The following is a 13,170-nucleotide window of genomic DNA, read 5'->3' on the forward strand; positions in this document are numbered from 1 at the left end:
TGCTGCCGCCCCGCAGGTGAAGGGCGGCGGTCAGACACCGCGTCGGCATCTCCCGCACACGGCAAGGAGAATGGCCGCAGAGAGGGCGGATACAGAAACGGCGGCCGAGGCCGCCGTTTCCCGTATCGCCTCAGGGGCTGCCGGCTGCGCCGGGAAGCCGCTCCAGCGCCGCCTTGAGCTGCGCCGGCGGCAGATAGCCGCCCAACTGGGTGCCATCGGCGGCGAAGATCGCCGGGGTGCCGCTGATGCCCAGCTGCTGGCCGACGTTGTACTGCATCGCCACCGGGTTGGTGCAGTTCTTCGCCTCCACCGGGCGGTCGGACTTGGCCGCGGTCAGCGCCGCCTTGCGGTCGCTGGCGCACCACACCGAGATCATGTCCGTGTGGTCCTTGCTGCCCAGGCCCATGCGCGGGAACGCCAGATACTCGACCGCGATGCCCTGGCGGTTCAGCTCGGCGATGTCCTGGTGCAGTTTGCGGCAGTACCCGCACTCGATGTCGGTGAACACGCTGATGGTGTACTTGGCGTTCGGCGGCGCGAACACGATCCGGTCCGAATGCGGCAGCGTGGCCAGCAGCTTGCGGCGGTAGGCCAGCAGGCCTTCGCTGGTGGCCAGCGCGCGCTTGCCGATGTCGTAGGGCTGGGCCTGCAGCAGGAAACGGCCGTCGTCGGTGACGTACAGCACCTGGCCGGACACCACCACCTCGCGGAAGCCGGCGAACGGAGCGGCGCCGATGTAGTCCGGGCTGAAGTTCGGGTCCAGCTGCTTGAGCGCGTCGCGCACCCGCTTTTCGACCGCCCCATCCCCGGCGGCCGGAGCCGCAGCGGTGGTGGTTTCGGGCGCCTTCGACTGCGCGCAGGCAGTCAGGCTGATCGCGCCCAGCAGCGCGGCGATGGCGATTCGGAGCATGGGGATTCCAGGGAAAGAGAGGCAGAAAGCCGGGCAATTCTCGCATACCCGGGGCTTGGGGGCGTTCAGGGGGGCGGTTGGGTTGGCGCCGTCCGCACGGAACCTGCGAGAGGGTTCGGCGCTGCAGCGCGGGGCACGCCTTGGGCCTGCACGGACTTCATCCCTGACGCGAAATCTCACCGTAGATGCGGGGCTTGCCCCGCATGGAGCTTTCCCGGGGAAGCCCGTGCCGGGCAAGCCAGGCACCTACGGCGCACTCTGCGACCCTTGCACGCCGATGTGGGGCCTGCCGGGTAAGCCGGCCGGGCGCAGGCCGGCGCCAGGGTTGCCAGGCTTCATCATGAACATCCTTGATTGCGGTTGGATCCGGGCGCGCGGCGGCGCGGCGGGCATTGCCGGCGCCCTAGCTTCAGCTTGGCGCGGCGTTCGGCAGGCCGCGCGGCAGTGCCGCGCAAGCGGCCTGCCTCACCCCCTCGGATGATGCCTGCTGTGCAGTTTCTGCAGGTGCTCGCGGGCGACCAGGGTGTAGATCTGGGTGGTGGACAGCGAACTGTGGCCGAGCAGCATCTGCAGCGCGCGCAGGTCCGCGCCATGGTTGAGCAGATGGGTGGCGAAGCTGTGGCGCAGGCCATGCGGGCTGACCCGCGCCGGGTCAATGCCGGCCACCGCCGCGCAGGTCTTCACCAGCACCCAGAACTGCTGCCGGGTCAGGGGCTTCTGACCGCGGGCCAGGAACAGCGGCACCTGGCCGCCGGCCGTGGCCTGCACCGGCCGGCCGGCCGCCAGCGCCGGGCGCGCGTCGGCCAGGTAGCGCTCCAGCCAGTGCCGGGACTCCTCGCCCAGGGGCACCAGCCGCTCCTTGCTGCCCTTGCCGGTCACCCGCAGCACGCCCTGGCGCAGGTTGACCGCGTTGGCCGGCAGGTCGACCAGTTCGCTGACGCGCAGCCCGGCGGCATACATCAGTTCCAGCATGGCGCGGTCGCGCAGCCCCTCCGGCGTGGCGATATCCGGCGCGGCCAGCAGGGCCTCGATCTGGCTTTCGGCCAGGGCCTTGGGCAATGGCCGCGGCAGCTTGGGCGGCTCCAGCAACGCGGACGGATCGTCGCCGCGCTCGCCGCGGCGCAGGCAATCGGCGAAGAACGCGCGCAGCGCCGACAGCAGCCGCGCATTGCTGCGCGGCGACCAGCCGTGATGGGTGCGCCAGGCCAGATAGTCGAACAGGCCCGGCCGGTCGATGCCGGCCAGAAGGCTTCCCCGTGGAGAAACCACGAGCGGATGCACCGGTGCGCGGCCAGATGGTCCGCAGGCGCGCCAGTTCGCCCAGCGCGCCAGTCCTTCAAGGTCCCTGCGGTAGCTGTCCAGCGTCGCCCGCGCCAGCCCCTGCTCGGCCCAGATCGCATCGAGGAAGCGCTGGATGCGGTGACCGTCCTCCTCGCGCAATGGGGGCAACTGCATCACCAGCTGGCGGCGTTCGGCGGCGGTGGAAAGCGAAGTCATCGCGCGAAGGATAGGCATTGCCGGCACCGCTGCCCATCCACATCGCGCACGCCAGCCCGTATGCTCGCGCGATGAACGCAGACACCGCTTCCCCGCCCCGCCCTTCGCCGCTGCTGCTGCGCCGGCTGCTGGCGCTGTTCTACGACCTGTGGCCGGCGCTGGCGCTGTGGATGCTCACCGCCGTGCCGTTCACCCTGCTGGACGTGGTTGCGAGCGGCAACACGCACCACAACATCGCCCCGTACAGCCCACTGCAGTGGCTGCTGTGGCTGTGCTGCTGGGCGGTGGCCGGCGTGTATGCGACGGTCAGCTGGAAGCGCGGCGGACAGACGCTGGGCATGCGCCCGTGGCGGCTGCATGTACGCGGCACCGACGGCACGCCTTCGATGGGCATGCTGTGGAAGCGCTACGCGGCCGGCACGCTGTCGCTGCTGTGCGGCGGGCTGGGATTCTGGTGGGCGCTGGTTGATCGAGATCGGCTTACTTGGCACGACCGTTTGAGCAATACCCGGCTGGTGCGCATACCCAAGGAATAGCGCCGGTACGTCGTTGCACCGGCGCGCGGCGGCGCGGCAGACAGACAGGTTCGTCCGGCTTCCCGCGGCGCGGCATGACCGCCTGAGCAACACGCGGCTGGTGCGCATACCCAGACCGTAGGGGCCTTGGTGCGCGACAGGCATTCCCGGCAGGGCTCCATCGCGCACCAGGGGGCGCTCCAGCTTCTGCTCCCCGGGAGCGTGGGGTCAGCTGGAGCGGCGTTTGAACAGCCAGCCGGACACCGCCAGCATCACGATCGGCGGCAGCGCGTAGGCAATGCGGTAATCGAACTTGAGCGCGCCGGCCATGCGCCCGAAGAACATCTGCAGCAGCAGGAAGCCCAGCGCGAACAGCATGCCCAGGAACAGGCGCTTGCCCATGCCGCCGCTGCGCAGCGAGCCGAAGGCGAACGGCACCGCCGCCAGGCACAGCGCCAGCACGTTCACCGGGTAGAACCAGCGGCTCCAGTAGGTGTCCTCGTAGTCGCGCGCATCCAGGCCGTTGCGCTTGCGGTACTCGATGCTGGTGCGCAGTTCGGCGGCGGTCAGGCTGCGCGGCTTGGCCAGGCCGGAGGCCAGCGCGGCCGCGTCCAGGGCCGAATCCCAGCGCTCGCTGGCGACCGTCTGGCGGGTGGCGGAGCGCTCGCCGAAGGTGTCGCGCCGCACCTGCTCCAGGGTCCAGCCATCGGTGTCGTGGCGCGCGGTGACCGCGTAGGTCAGGCTTGCCAGGCGGCCGCCGGCATCCAGCCGGTACAGGCGCACGTCGTGCAGCAGCAGGCGCGTCCCGCCTTCGTCGGTGAGTTGTTCCTCGCCGCTCTGCGCGTTGAGGAAGGTATCGCCCTCGCGCGCCCACAGGCCGGAATAGCGGGCCACGGCCATGTCGGTGTTGAACTTGGCGCTGGCCTTCAGCGCATCGGCCTTCTCCTGCGCCCACGGCGCCAGCGTTTCGCCGTTGACCACCATCATCGCGGTCAGCAGCGACAGCGCGATGGCCACCGACAGCGCGATGCGGCGCCGCGACAGGCCGACCGCGCGCAGGGCGGTCAGTTCCGAGGTCGCGGCCAGTTGGCCCAGCCCCATCAGCGCGCCGATCACCGCGGCCATCGGGAACAGCGTGTAGGCGCGGCGTGGCAGGGTGTAGGCGGTCCAGGCGACGGCATGGCCGAAGCTATAGCTGCCGGTGCCGATGTTCTTGGCCTCGCCGGACAGCGACAGCATCGCGTCCAGGCCGGTCAGCACCGCCCAGGCCAGCAGCACCGTGAACAGCACGGTGCGGCCGACGTAGAAATCGTGGATGCGCGGGCGCAGCATCATGCGCGCGCTCCCTTGCGGCGTGACAGGCGGCCATCACGGAAGTACATCCAGAGCGCCAGCGCGAGCAGCGGCACGGTCAGCCACCACATGCCCAGCGCGGCCGGCAGCTTGCCAGTGCCCAGCCATTGCCGGCCGCTGATCATCAGGCTGATGCCCACCACATAGCCCAGGAAGGCCAGCATGATGCTTCCGTAGCGCTGCTGCCGCGGCGTGCTGCGCGACAGCGGCAGGGCCAGCAGGGCGAAGGCCAGCGCCAGCAACGGCGGGGTGATGCGCCAGTGCAGCTGCGCCTGCGCCTCGCGCCGGTCGTCACCGAGCAGGGTCAGGGTCGGCAGCACCTCGGGATCGTCCTGCCCGCGCGGTTCGTCGCGGTCGGGCAGCGCCACCTCGTTGCTGGCGTAGCGCATCAGGCGGTAGTCCAGCCCGCCATTCTCCGGGCCCTCGACGCGGTGGCCGTCCTCCAGCCGCAGGAAACGCTGGCGCTCGCCCTCGAAGAACATCGCGCCGCTGTTGGCCGAGACCACGTCGATGCGCCCGTCCTTCTGGCGCTGGATGAACACCTTGCCCATTTTCGTGCCGTCCTCGTTGAGCGAGGACAGGTAGACGATGCCGCCGCCGGAGAGCTGGGTGAACTTGCCCGGCTCCAGCCCGGCCACCACCACGCTGCGGCTGGCGGCCTCGACCATCGCGTCGGCGGTGCGGTTGGCCCAGGGGCCCAGCCACAGCGAGCAGGCCCCGACCACGGCCACCACCGGCACCACCAGCATCAGCACCGGCCGCAGCAGGCGCCGCGGGCCGACCCCTACCGCGGTCAGCACCGCCATCTCCGAATCCCGGTAGAGCCGGGCGATGGCCAGCGACAGCCCCAGCAGCAGGGCCAGCGGCAGGATGATGGGCAGGTAGACGATGAACTGCAGGCCCAGTTGCGACAGCAGCAGGCCGGCCGGCATGCGGCCATCGGCGATCCGGCCCAGGATGTCCACCAGTACCCCGCCCACGCTCACCACCAGCAGCACGGTCAGGGTCGCCAGGAAGCTCTGGATGAAGTCGCTCAGCAGGTAGCGGTCAAGCTTCGCCATGGGGTGGGTGGTTTAAACTCCCGGTTTCGTTCGCGGCGCGCCCGGCCGGTCTGGAAGGGTGGAAACAGTCCGCGATTGTACGGATTTGGCAATGGAATCTGATCAATGTCTCTGCAATTCACCCTGAACCACGCCGCCCCGGCCACCGCCGCGGTCGACTGCGTCATCGTTGGCGCCTTCTCCGACAAGTCGCTGTCCCCGGCGGCGCAGGTGCTGGACGCCGCCTCCGGCGGCCGCATCGCGGCGCTGATGGAGCGCGGCGACATCGGTGGCAAGACCGGCAACACCACCCTGCTGCACGACCTGGCCGGCGTGGCCGCGCCGCGCGTGCTGGTGGTCGGCCTGGGCGATGCCGCCAAGTTCGGCGTGCCGCAGTACATCAAGGCGGTGGGCGACGCCGCGCGCGCGCTCCGCAGCGGGGTCACCCGCAGCGCGCTGTTCACCCTGTCCGAGCTGATCGTTGCGGGCCGCGACGCCGCCTGGAACATCCGCCAGGCCGTGATCGCCGCCAACCATGCCAGCTATCGCTATACCGCCACCCTGGGCAAGAAGAAGCCCGACGCCCCGGGCCTGGAAACCCTGTCGATCAGCGGCAGCGACGAGACCGCGCTGGCCCAGGGCCAGGCCATCGCCGCCGGCGTCGAATACGCCCGTGAGCTGGGCAATCTGCCGCCGAACCTGTGCACGCCGGCCTACCTGGCCGAAAGCTCGGTCAAGTTCGCTGCCGAACACGAGGGCGCGCAGGCCGAGATCCTCGACGAACAGCAGATGGAAGCCCTCGGCATGGGCTCGCTGCTGGCCGTGGCCCGTGGCTCGGCCAACCGGCCGAAGCTGGTGGTGCTGAAGTGGACGGGCCTGCCGCAAGCCGACGGCGCCGCCGCCAAGCCCTACGTGCTGGTCGGCAAGGGCATCACCTTCGACACCGGCGGCGTCAACCTGAAGACCCAGGGCGGCATCGAGGAGATGAAGTACGACATGTGCGGCGGCGCCAACGTCATCGGCACCTTCGTCGCGGCCGTGAAGGCGAAGCTGCCGCTGAACCTGGTGGTGGTGGTGCCTGCGGTGGAGAACGCCATCGACGGCAACGCCTACCGCCCGTCCGACGTGATCACTTCGATGTCGGGCAAGACCATCGAAGTCGGCAACACCGACGCCGAAGGCCGCCTGATCCTGTGCGATGCGCTGACCTACGCGCAGCGCTTCGAACCGGCCGCGCTGGTCGACGTCGCCACCCTGACCGGCGCCTGCATGGTCGCCCTGGGCCACCAGACCGCCGGCCTGATGAGCAAGCACGACGACCTGGCGGGCGAACTGCTGGTCGCCGGTGAGCAGGTGTTCGACCGCGCCTGGCGCCTGCCGCTGTGGGACGAGTACCAGCCGATGCTGGATTCCAGCTTCGCCGACGTCTACAACATCGGCGGCCGCTGGGCCGGCGCCATCACCGCCGGTTGCTTCCTGTCGCGCTTCGCCGAAGGACAGCGCTGGGCACACCTGGACATCGCCGGCGTGGCCAGCGACGAAGGCAAGCGCGGCATGGCCACCGGCCGCCCGGTGGGCCTGCTGACGCAGTGGCTGCTGGATCGGGTGGCCTGAAGCCGGGAAAGGGAACGGGAAGCGGGGAATGAAAGTTCCCCGCGCCGGTTCCCCAGCCCCGCTTCTGCACCGCCCTTCCCTCTTCCTCCCTACCGGTTCACCGCCTTGACCCGCGCCGACTTCTACCTGATCGCCAAGCCCCGTTTCCTCACCGAGCCGCTGAAGCTGGTGTGCGAACTGGCGCGCAAGGCCAACGACAGCAGCCAGTACACGCTGGTGCTGGCGCGCGACGCGGCGCAGGCCGAGGAACTGGACGAGCTGCTGTGGTCGTTCGACCCGGACGCCTACATCCCGCACCAGATCGTCGGCGAGGACGTGGACGAGGAAGAAGCCATCGTGCTGATCGCCGCGCCCGGCGCCGACGCGCCGGAACGGCCGCTGGTGATCAACCTGCGCGACGAGCCTTGGCTGGGCGGCTGCGAGCGGGTGCTGGAGGTGGTGCCGGCCGACCCGGCCGCGCGCGAACCGCTGCGCGAGCGCTGGCGCCAGTACAAGGCCGCCGGTTACGCGCTCAACAAGCACGACATGTAAAGGACGACACCCATGCGCCTGCTCATCGCCCTCCTCCTGCCGTGGCTGGCCTTCTTCACCATCGGCCGGCCGATCTCCGGCATCGTCTGCCTGATCCTGCAGATCACCTTGATCGGCTGGGTGCCCGCCGCGATCTGGGCCGCCTATGCGGTCAGCCAGTACCACACCGACCAGAAGATCCGGCGCGCGCTGAAAACCGGCGCGTTCCGCTGATCCCCTCCCCGCCTTCCACCCGGTTTCCCCGCATGACCCAACTCGCCTCCAGCTACGACCCCAGATCCTTCGAAACCGCGCTCTACGATGCGTGGGAAAAAGCCGGCCATTTCAAGCCGTCCGGCAAGGGCGAGCCCTACACCATCCTGCTGCCGCCGCCGAACGTCACCGGCACCCTGCACATGGGCCACGCGTTCCAGCAGACGCTGATGGACGCGCTGATCCGCTACCACCGCATGCGCGGCTACGACACGCTGTGGCAGGTCGGCACCGACCACGCCGGCATCGCCACCGAAATGGTGGTCAGCCGCAACCTCGCGCTGGAAGGCAAGGGCGAAACCCGCGACTCGCTGGGCCGCGACGGCTTCATCGACAAGGTGTGGGAGTGGAAGGCGCACTCGGGCAACGTGATCGAAGGCCAGATGCGCCGCCTCGGCACCTCGGCCGACTGGTCGCGCAGCACCTTCACCATGGACCCGGGCCCGAGCGAGGCGGTGATCGAATCGTTCATCCGCTGGCACGGGCAGGGCCTGATCTACCGCGGCCAGCGCCTGGTCAACTGGGACCCGGTGCTGAAGACCGCCATTTCCGACCTGGAGGTGGAAAGCGTCGAGGAAGACGGCTTCCTGTGGTCGATCGCCTACGCGCTGGAAGACGGCGCCAGCTACGAGCACGTCGAGGTCGACGCCGACGGCAACGAAACCCTGCGCGAAACCCGCCACTACCTGGTCGTGGCCACCACCCGCCCGGAAACCCTGCTGGGCGACACCGCGGTGATGGTGCACCCGGAAGACGCGCGTTACGCCCACCTGATCGGCAAGCGCGTGACCCTGCCCCTGACCGGACGCAGCGTGCCGGTGATCGCCGACGACTACGTGGACAAGGCGTTCGGCACCGGCGTGGTCAAGGTCACCCCGGCGCACGACTTCAACGACTACCAGGTCGGCGTGCGCCACGGCCTGCCGATGATCAACCTGTTCACTCCGGTGGCCGCGCTCAACGAGAACGCGCCGGAGAAGTACCGCGGGCTGGACCGCTACGAAGCGCGCAAGCTGATCCTGTCCGAGCTGGAAGACCTGGGCATCCTGGTCGAGACCAAGGCACACAAGCTGCAGGTGCCGCGCGGCGACCGTACCGGCCAGGTGATCGAGCCGTATCTGACCGACCAGTGGTTCGTGAAGATGGACGGGCTGGCCAGGCGCGGCCTGGAGCTTGTGGAGAACGGCTCCATCAAGTTCGTGCCGGGCAACTGGATCAACACCTACCGCCACTGGATGGAGAACATCCAGGACTGGTGCATCAGCCGCCAGCTGTGGTGGGGCCACCGCATCCCGGCATGGTTCGACGAAGCGGGCAACTGCTACGTCGGCCGCAACGAAGCCGAAGCCCGTGCCAAGGCCGGTCTGGGCGACGATGTGGTGCTGACCCAGGACAGCGACGTGCTGGAGACCTGGTTCTCCTCGCAGCTGTGGCCGTTCTCCACGCTGGGCTGGCCGGATGACGCGGCCATGGCCGCGCGCGGCTTCGAGCGCTACCTGCCGTCGAACGTGCTGATCACCGGCTTCGACATCATCTTCTTCTGGGTGGCGCGCATGATCATGGCCACCGACAGCTTCACCGGGCAGATCCCGTTCAAGGACGTCTACATCACCGGCCTGATCCGCGATGCGCAGGGCCAGAAGATGTCCAAGTCCAAGGGCAACGTGCTCGACCCGCTGGACATCATCGACGGAATCAGCATCGACGACCTGGTCGCCAAGCGCACGCATGGCCTGATGCAGCCGAAGATGGCCGAGAAGATCGAGAAGGCCACCCGCAGGGAATTCCCGGACGGCATCATCGCCCACGGCGCCGACGCGCTGCGCTTCACCATCGCCGCGCTGGCCACCCATGGCCGCGACATCAAGTTCGACATGAGCCGCGCCGAGGGCTACAAGAACTTCTGCAACAAGCTGTGGAATGCCAGCCGCTTCACCCTGATGAACACCGAGGGGTCGCGCTTCAGCGGCGTGCCGCAGCCGCGCACCGATGCCGAGAAGTGGATCCTCGCCCGCCTGGCCACCGTTTCGGCCGAGGCCCAGCAGCACTTCGCCGACTATCGCTTCGACCTGCTGGCGCAGTGCCTTTACGAGTTCGTCTGGAACGAGTTCTGCGACTGGTTCCTGGAGCTGACCAAACCGGCACTCAATGGCAGCGATGCGGCGGATGCCGAAAGCACCCGCCACACCCTGCTGTACGTGCTGGAAGCGGTGCTGCGCCTGCTGCACCCGCTGATCCCGTTCGTCACCGAGCAGCTGTGGCAGCAGGTGGCACCGCGTCTTGGCATCAATGCCGAGTCGCTGTCGCTGCGTGCGTACCCGACGGCGGAAGAGTTTGCCGGCCACTACGCGCAGGCCGAGGCCGACGTGGAATGGTTCAAGACCATGGTCAGCGCCCTGCGCCGCGTGCGCAGCGAGTTGAACGTGCCGCCGTCGAAGCAGGTGCGCCTGCTGCTGCAGGGCGGCCAGGACGCCGACCGCGCCCGCGTCGAACGCTTCGCCTCGCAGCTGCGCTTCCTGCTCAAGCTGGAAAGCATCGACTGGCTGGCCGGCGATGCGCAGACGCCGCCGGCGGCCGCCGCCATCGTCGGCGAGCTGAAGCTGCTGGTGCCGCTGGAAGGCCTGGTCGACCTGGATGCCGAGCGCGCGCGCCTGGACAAGGAAATCGCCCGCGTGTCGGCGGAGAAGGAAAAGAGCGAAACCAAGCTGTCGAAGTTCACCGACAAGGTGCCGGCGGCGGTGGTCGAGCAGGAGCGCGTGCGCCTGGCCGACTGGAACAGCCAGCTGGCCGGCCTGCAGGAGCAGCGCGCCAAGCTGTAAACCTGCCGTTTCGGCAATGGAAGCGCCGCCTGCGGGCGGCGTTTCCATTTGCGGCCATCCTGGGCACCTCCACCGCAACACGGGCATGCGATGTCGCCGGCGATCTTCTGCGCCGTGCTGTGCCCCCCTGCTGCATGCCCGCTGGAACGCCATCGTCAAACCCGGCGGCGACACGCTGCTGACCACGATCGTGGCCACCGGCTGGGCCGCCGCCCTTTCCGCGCTGGCATTGCCGCGGCTGCCGCTTCCGGCACCGGCACCGGCACCGGCAAGCTGGCCATGGCTGGCGGCATCGGCCGTGCTGCAGGTCGGCTGCTACGCCCTGGTCGCGGCGCTCATCGTGGCCGGCGCGGTCCTGCGGCGACCCGGCTGAACCGGACCGCGCGCCTTACAGCGGCGGCATGCGGGCGATGTCCTCGTCCACCAGTTCCATCGCCATCACCAGCGCATCCTCGCGCCCGCTCCCGGCCGGGTAGTAGCGCGGGCGGCGGCCGATCTCGTTGAAGCCCTCGCTGTGGTACAGCGCGATGGCCGATGTATTGGACGGCCGCACCTCCAGGAACACCCGCGCCGCGCCATGCTGCCGCGCCAACCGCACCAGGTCGCGCAGCAGGCGCCGCCCGAGCCCGCGCGACTGGCGCAGCGGATCGACGCAGACATTGAGCACGTGCGCCTCGTCGGCGGCGATGCTCAGCAGCCCATAGCCGAGCAGGCTGGTGTCCCCTACCAGCACGCGCCCCGGATAGCCGGCGCGCAGGCAGTCCTGGAAGATGCCGCGGGTCCACGGGAAGGGATAGGCGCGCAGCTCGATCTCCATCACCGCGTCCAGGTCGCCCTCGTGCATCGGGCGCAGCACGGGGGCCGGCATCGCCGCCACCGCGCTCATTGCCGCTGCTTCCGCCGCAGTTCGCGCAGTTGCGGCCACAGCGCGCGCTTGGCGGCGGGATTGGCGCGCAGCTCAGCCAGCGGCCAGCTGTCCATCAGCGCGCGGGTCTGCGGATCGTTGGGATTGCAGCCGGATGCGCGCAGCAGCGCGATCTGCAGGCGGTCGGGCAGGCGCAGTCCGCCACGACGCGCTGCCGGCCGGGCTTCCGGCGCGGTGGCCGGCGCATCGGGCGGTGTCCGCGCGGGAGCCTCGCGGCGTGGCGGCGGCGCCATGCGCGTGGGCCCCGGCACCGGCGCGGTCGAGGCCTCGACATCGGCCGCGGCCGGCATCGCGGCGCGCGTCACCGCCTGCGGCAGCGGCGCGTCCAGCGCGCCGCCTTCCAGATAGACCGAATAGCCCATCGCCTGCAGCCATGCCTGCTGCTGCGGCGACCACAACGGCGTGGACGCGGCGGTGTTCACTGCACCTTGCTGGCCGGCTGGCGCCAACGCTGCCACAGCCACATCGCCGGTCCGGACAGTGCATACAGCACGCCGACCACGAACAGAGTGCGCGGCAGGTCAACCACCATGATGGCGATGACGATCGGCACCAGCGCCAGCACCACGAACGGCACGCGCTCCGAACGCGGGCCTTTCTCGGCGCCGCCCTTGAAGCTCCAGAAGCGGATGCGGCTGACCATCAGCAGGCCGGCGACGATGGCCACCGCCAGCGCCACGTAGCGCAGTTCCTCGCCGCTCCAGCCCAGGTTGCCATCGGCGAAGGCCCAGACGAAGGACATCATCAGCCCCGCCGCCGCCGGACTGGCCAGGCCCACGAACCAGCGCTTGTCCACCGTCCCCACCTGGGTGTTGAACCGCGCCAGGCGCAGCGCCGCGCAGGCCGCATAGAGGAAGGCCGCCAGCCAGCCGACGCGTCCCATCACGTCGCCGTCGAACTTCAGCGAGGACAGTGACCAGTGGTACATCACCAGCGCCGGCGCCATGCCGAAGCTGACCAGGTCGGCCAGCGAGTCGTACTGCACGCCGAACTCGCTGCTGGTGCCGGTCAGGCGCGCCACGCGCCCGTCCAGCCCGTCCATGACCCCGGCCACGAACACCGCGATGCTCGCGTTGACGAAGTCGCCGTTGGAGGCGGCGATGATGGCGTAGAAGCCGGCGAACAGCCCGGCGGTGGTGAACAGGTTCGGCAGCAGGTAGATGCTGCGCGAACGCGGCGGGGGTCTCGTTTCGTCCATGCGGCCAGTTTAATCGACTTGCCAGCCGCGTCACCGGGTGCTGCAATCGGACCCTCACCCCGTCCAAGCGACCGGAGTCGCCATGCGCGCCCTGCCCCGTTTCTGCTGCCTGCTGGTACTGGCCAGCGCCGCCCACGGCGCCGCTGCCGGCACCGGCAACCTGTACAAGTGGAAGGACGCCAACGGCGTGACCCAGTATTCGGAGCGCCCCCCGGCCGGGCAGAAGTACGAAACCCGCCGCATCACCGCCTCCGGCGAGCCGGTGGCCGCGGCCGAGCCGGACAAGACCGACGTATCCCCGCAATGTGCCTCGGCACGGCGCAATCTGGACCTGCTGTCCGGCAGCGGCCCGGTGATGCAGGACACCGATGGCGACGGCAAACCCGATACCCCGCTGGACGACAGCCAGCGGGCGGCGCAGAAACAGCTGGCCGAAGCAGCCGCGGCGGTTTACTGCAAATAGCAGCAGGGCCTGCCGCCGGCATATCGCATCGTCCGGGCAGGCCGGGGCAGCCG

Annotated in this window: 14 protein-coding genes; 7 read left to right on the plus strand and 7 right to left on the minus strand. The window is 69.6% G+C overall.

Annotation, left to right across the window (positions count from 1 at the left end; all coding sequences use genetic code 11):
- Nucleotides 1–130: 130 nt before the first annotated feature.
- Nucleotides 131–910, minus strand: coding sequence for a DsbC family protein (locus AC1DGW_RS06945; protein WP_478020939.1), 780 nt, complete (start codon nt 908–910; stop codon nt 131–133).
- Nucleotides 911–1,375: 465 nt separating this feature from the next.
- On the minus strand, nt 1,376–2,407 hold the full coding sequence (gene xerD / locus AC1DGW_RS06950; RefSeq protein WP_478021483.1) for a site-specific tyrosine recombinase XerD: 1,032 nt from the start codon (nt 2,405–2,407) through the stop codon (nt 1,376–1,378).
- A 71-nt stretch (nt 2,408–2,478) separates the two neighbouring features.
- Between xerD and AC1DGW_RS06955 the strand changes: the two genes are divergently transcribed.
- Complete coding sequence (locus AC1DGW_RS06955; RefSeq protein WP_478020941.1) at nt 2,479–2,943, plus strand: RDD family protein; 465 nt, start codon at nt 2,479–2,481, stop codon at nt 2,941–2,943.
- 207 nt (nt 2,944–3,150) lie between these two features.
- On the opposite strand, the gene lptG is transcribed toward AC1DGW_RS06955, so the two are convergent.
- Nucleotides 3,151–4,257: an LPS export ABC transporter permease LptG gene (gene lptG / locus AC1DGW_RS06960; RefSeq protein WP_478020943.1), complete on the minus strand. Its 1,107-nt coding sequence runs from the start codon at nt 4,255–4,257 to the stop codon at nt 3,151–3,153.
- A complete protein-coding gene (gene lptF, locus AC1DGW_RS06965) occupies nt 4,254–5,336 on the minus strand; it encodes an LPS export ABC transporter permease LptF (RefSeq protein WP_478020945.1) in 1,083 nt (360 codons plus the stop codon). Before lptF ends, lptG begins: the two co-directional genes overlap by 4 nt.
- A gap of 105 nt (nt 5,337–5,441) precedes the next feature.
- Here lptF and AC1DGW_RS06970 point away from each other — a divergent pair, with 105 nt between their 5' ends.
- The 5 genes from AC1DGW_RS06970 to AC1DGW_RS06990 all read left to right on the plus strand — a co-directional run bounded on the left by AC1DGW_RS06970 (nt 5,442) and on the right by AC1DGW_RS06990 (nt 10,904).
- Nucleotides 5,442–6,929 (plus strand): leucyl aminopeptidase, encoded by a 1,488-nt coding sequence (locus AC1DGW_RS06970; RefSeq protein ID WP_478020947.1) that lies wholly within the window; start codon nt 5,442–5,444, stop codon nt 6,927–6,929.
- 105 nt (nt 6,930–7,034) lie between these two features.
- On the plus strand, nt 7,035–7,460 hold the full coding sequence (locus AC1DGW_RS06975) for a DNA polymerase III subunit chi (protein WP_478020949.1): 426 nt from the start codon (nt 7,035–7,037) through the stop codon (nt 7,458–7,460).
- Between the two features lie 12 nt (nt 7,461–7,472).
- A complete protein-coding gene (locus AC1DGW_RS06980) occupies nt 7,473–7,673 on the plus strand; it encodes a YqaE/Pmp3 family membrane protein (RefSeq protein WP_478020952.1) in 201 nt (66 codons plus the stop codon).
- Between the two features lie 32 nt (nt 7,674–7,705).
- On the plus strand, nt 7,706–10,531 hold the full coding sequence (locus AC1DGW_RS06985) for a valine--tRNA ligase (protein WP_478020954.1): 2,826 nt from the start codon (nt 7,706–7,708) through the stop codon (nt 10,529–10,531).
- An 85-nt stretch (nt 10,532–10,616) separates the two neighbouring features.
- Nucleotides 10,617–10,904: a hypothetical protein gene (locus AC1DGW_RS06990; protein ID WP_478020956.1), complete on the plus strand. Its 288-nt coding sequence runs from the start codon at nt 10,617–10,619 to the stop codon at nt 10,902–10,904.
- A 15-nt stretch (nt 10,905–10,919) separates the two neighbouring features.
- Here AC1DGW_RS06990 and rimI read toward each other — a convergent pair whose 3' ends face one another.
- From rimI to pssA, 3 genes are read right to left on the minus strand one after another with little or no spacing between them, the layout of a single operon-like run.
- The gene (gene rimI, locus AC1DGW_RS06995) at nt 10,920–11,417 is read right to left on the minus strand and encodes a ribosomal protein S18-alanine N-acetyltransferase (RefSeq protein ID WP_478020958.1); all 498 of its coding nucleotides are present in this window, start codon (nt 11,415–11,417) and stop codon (nt 10,920–10,922) included.
- Nucleotides 11,414–11,818, minus strand: coding sequence for an alanine acetyltransferase (locus tag AC1DGW_RS07000; RefSeq protein WP_478021485.1), 405 nt, complete (start codon nt 11,816–11,818; stop codon nt 11,414–11,416). Before AC1DGW_RS07000 ends, rimI begins: the two co-directional genes overlap by 4 nt.
- A 56-nt stretch (nt 11,819–11,874) precedes the next feature.
- Entirely contained in the window at nt 11,875–12,654 is a 780-nt protein-coding gene (gene pssA, locus AC1DGW_RS07005) for a CDP-diacylglycerol--serine O-phosphatidyltransferase (RefSeq protein ID WP_478020960.1), read from the minus strand.
- Nucleotides 12,655–12,736: 82 nt separating this feature from the next.
- On the opposite strand from pssA, the gene AC1DGW_RS07010 reads away from it, so the two are divergent.
- Nucleotides 12,737–13,117, plus strand: a complete 381-nt coding sequence (locus AC1DGW_RS07010) for a DUF4124 domain-containing protein (RefSeq protein WP_478020962.1) — start codon at nt 12,737–12,739, stop codon at nt 13,115–13,117.
- Nucleotides 13,118–13,170 lie beyond the last annotated feature (53 nt).

The sequence above is a fragment of the Stenotrophomonas sp. 05N423 genome (assembly GCF_056397145.1).

Excerpts from the sequence above, each read along its gene's own strand:
- AC1DGW_RS06945 (WP_478020939.1), bottom strand. The coding sequence starts at position 910 with ATGCTCCGAATCGCCATCGCCGCGCTGCTGGGCGCGATCAGCCTGACT.
- xerD (WP_478021483.1), bottom strand. The coding sequence starts at position 2,407 with ATGACTTCGCTTTCCACCGCCGCCGAACGCCGCCAGCTGGTGATGCAG.
- AC1DGW_RS06955 (WP_478020941.1), top strand. The coding sequence starts at position 2,479 with ATGAACGCAGACACCGCTTCCCCGCCCCGCCCTTCGCCGCTGCTGCTG.
- lptG (WP_478020943.1), bottom strand. The coding sequence starts at position 4,257 with ATGATGCTGCGCCCGCGCATCCACGATTTCTACGTCGGCCGCACCGTG.
- lptF (WP_478020945.1), bottom strand. The coding sequence starts at position 5,336 with ATGGCGAAGCTTGACCGCTACCTGCTGAGCGACTTCATCCAGAGCTTC.
- AC1DGW_RS06970 (WP_478020947.1), top strand. The coding sequence starts at position 5,442 with ATGTCTCTGCAATTCACCCTGAACCACGCCGCCCCGGCCACCGCCGCG.
- AC1DGW_RS06980 (WP_478020952.1), top strand. The coding sequence starts at position 7,473 with ATGCGCCTGCTCATCGCCCTCCTCCTGCCGTGGCTGGCCTTCTTCACC.
- AC1DGW_RS06985 (WP_478020954.1), top strand. The coding sequence starts at position 7,706 with ATGACCCAACTCGCCTCCAGCTACGACCCCAGATCCTTCGAAACCGCG.
- AC1DGW_RS06990 (WP_478020956.1), top strand. The coding sequence starts at position 10,617 with ATGCGATGTCGCCGGCGATCTTCTGCGCCGTGCTGTGCCCCCCTGCTG.
- rimI (WP_478020958.1), bottom strand. The coding sequence starts at position 11,417 with ATGAGCGCGGTGGCGGCGATGCCGGCCCCCGTGCTGCGCCCGATGCAC.
- AC1DGW_RS07000 (WP_478021485.1), bottom strand. The coding sequence starts at position 11,818 with ATGGGCTATTCGGTCTATCTGGAAGGCGGCGCGCTGGACGCGCCGCTG.
- pssA (WP_478020960.1), bottom strand. The coding sequence starts at position 12,654 with ATGGACGAAACGAGACCCCCGCCGCGTTCGCGCAGCATCTACCTGCTG.
- AC1DGW_RS07010 (WP_478020962.1), top strand. The coding sequence starts at position 12,737 with ATGCGCGCCCTGCCCCGTTTCTGCTGCCTGCTGGTACTGGCCAGCGCC.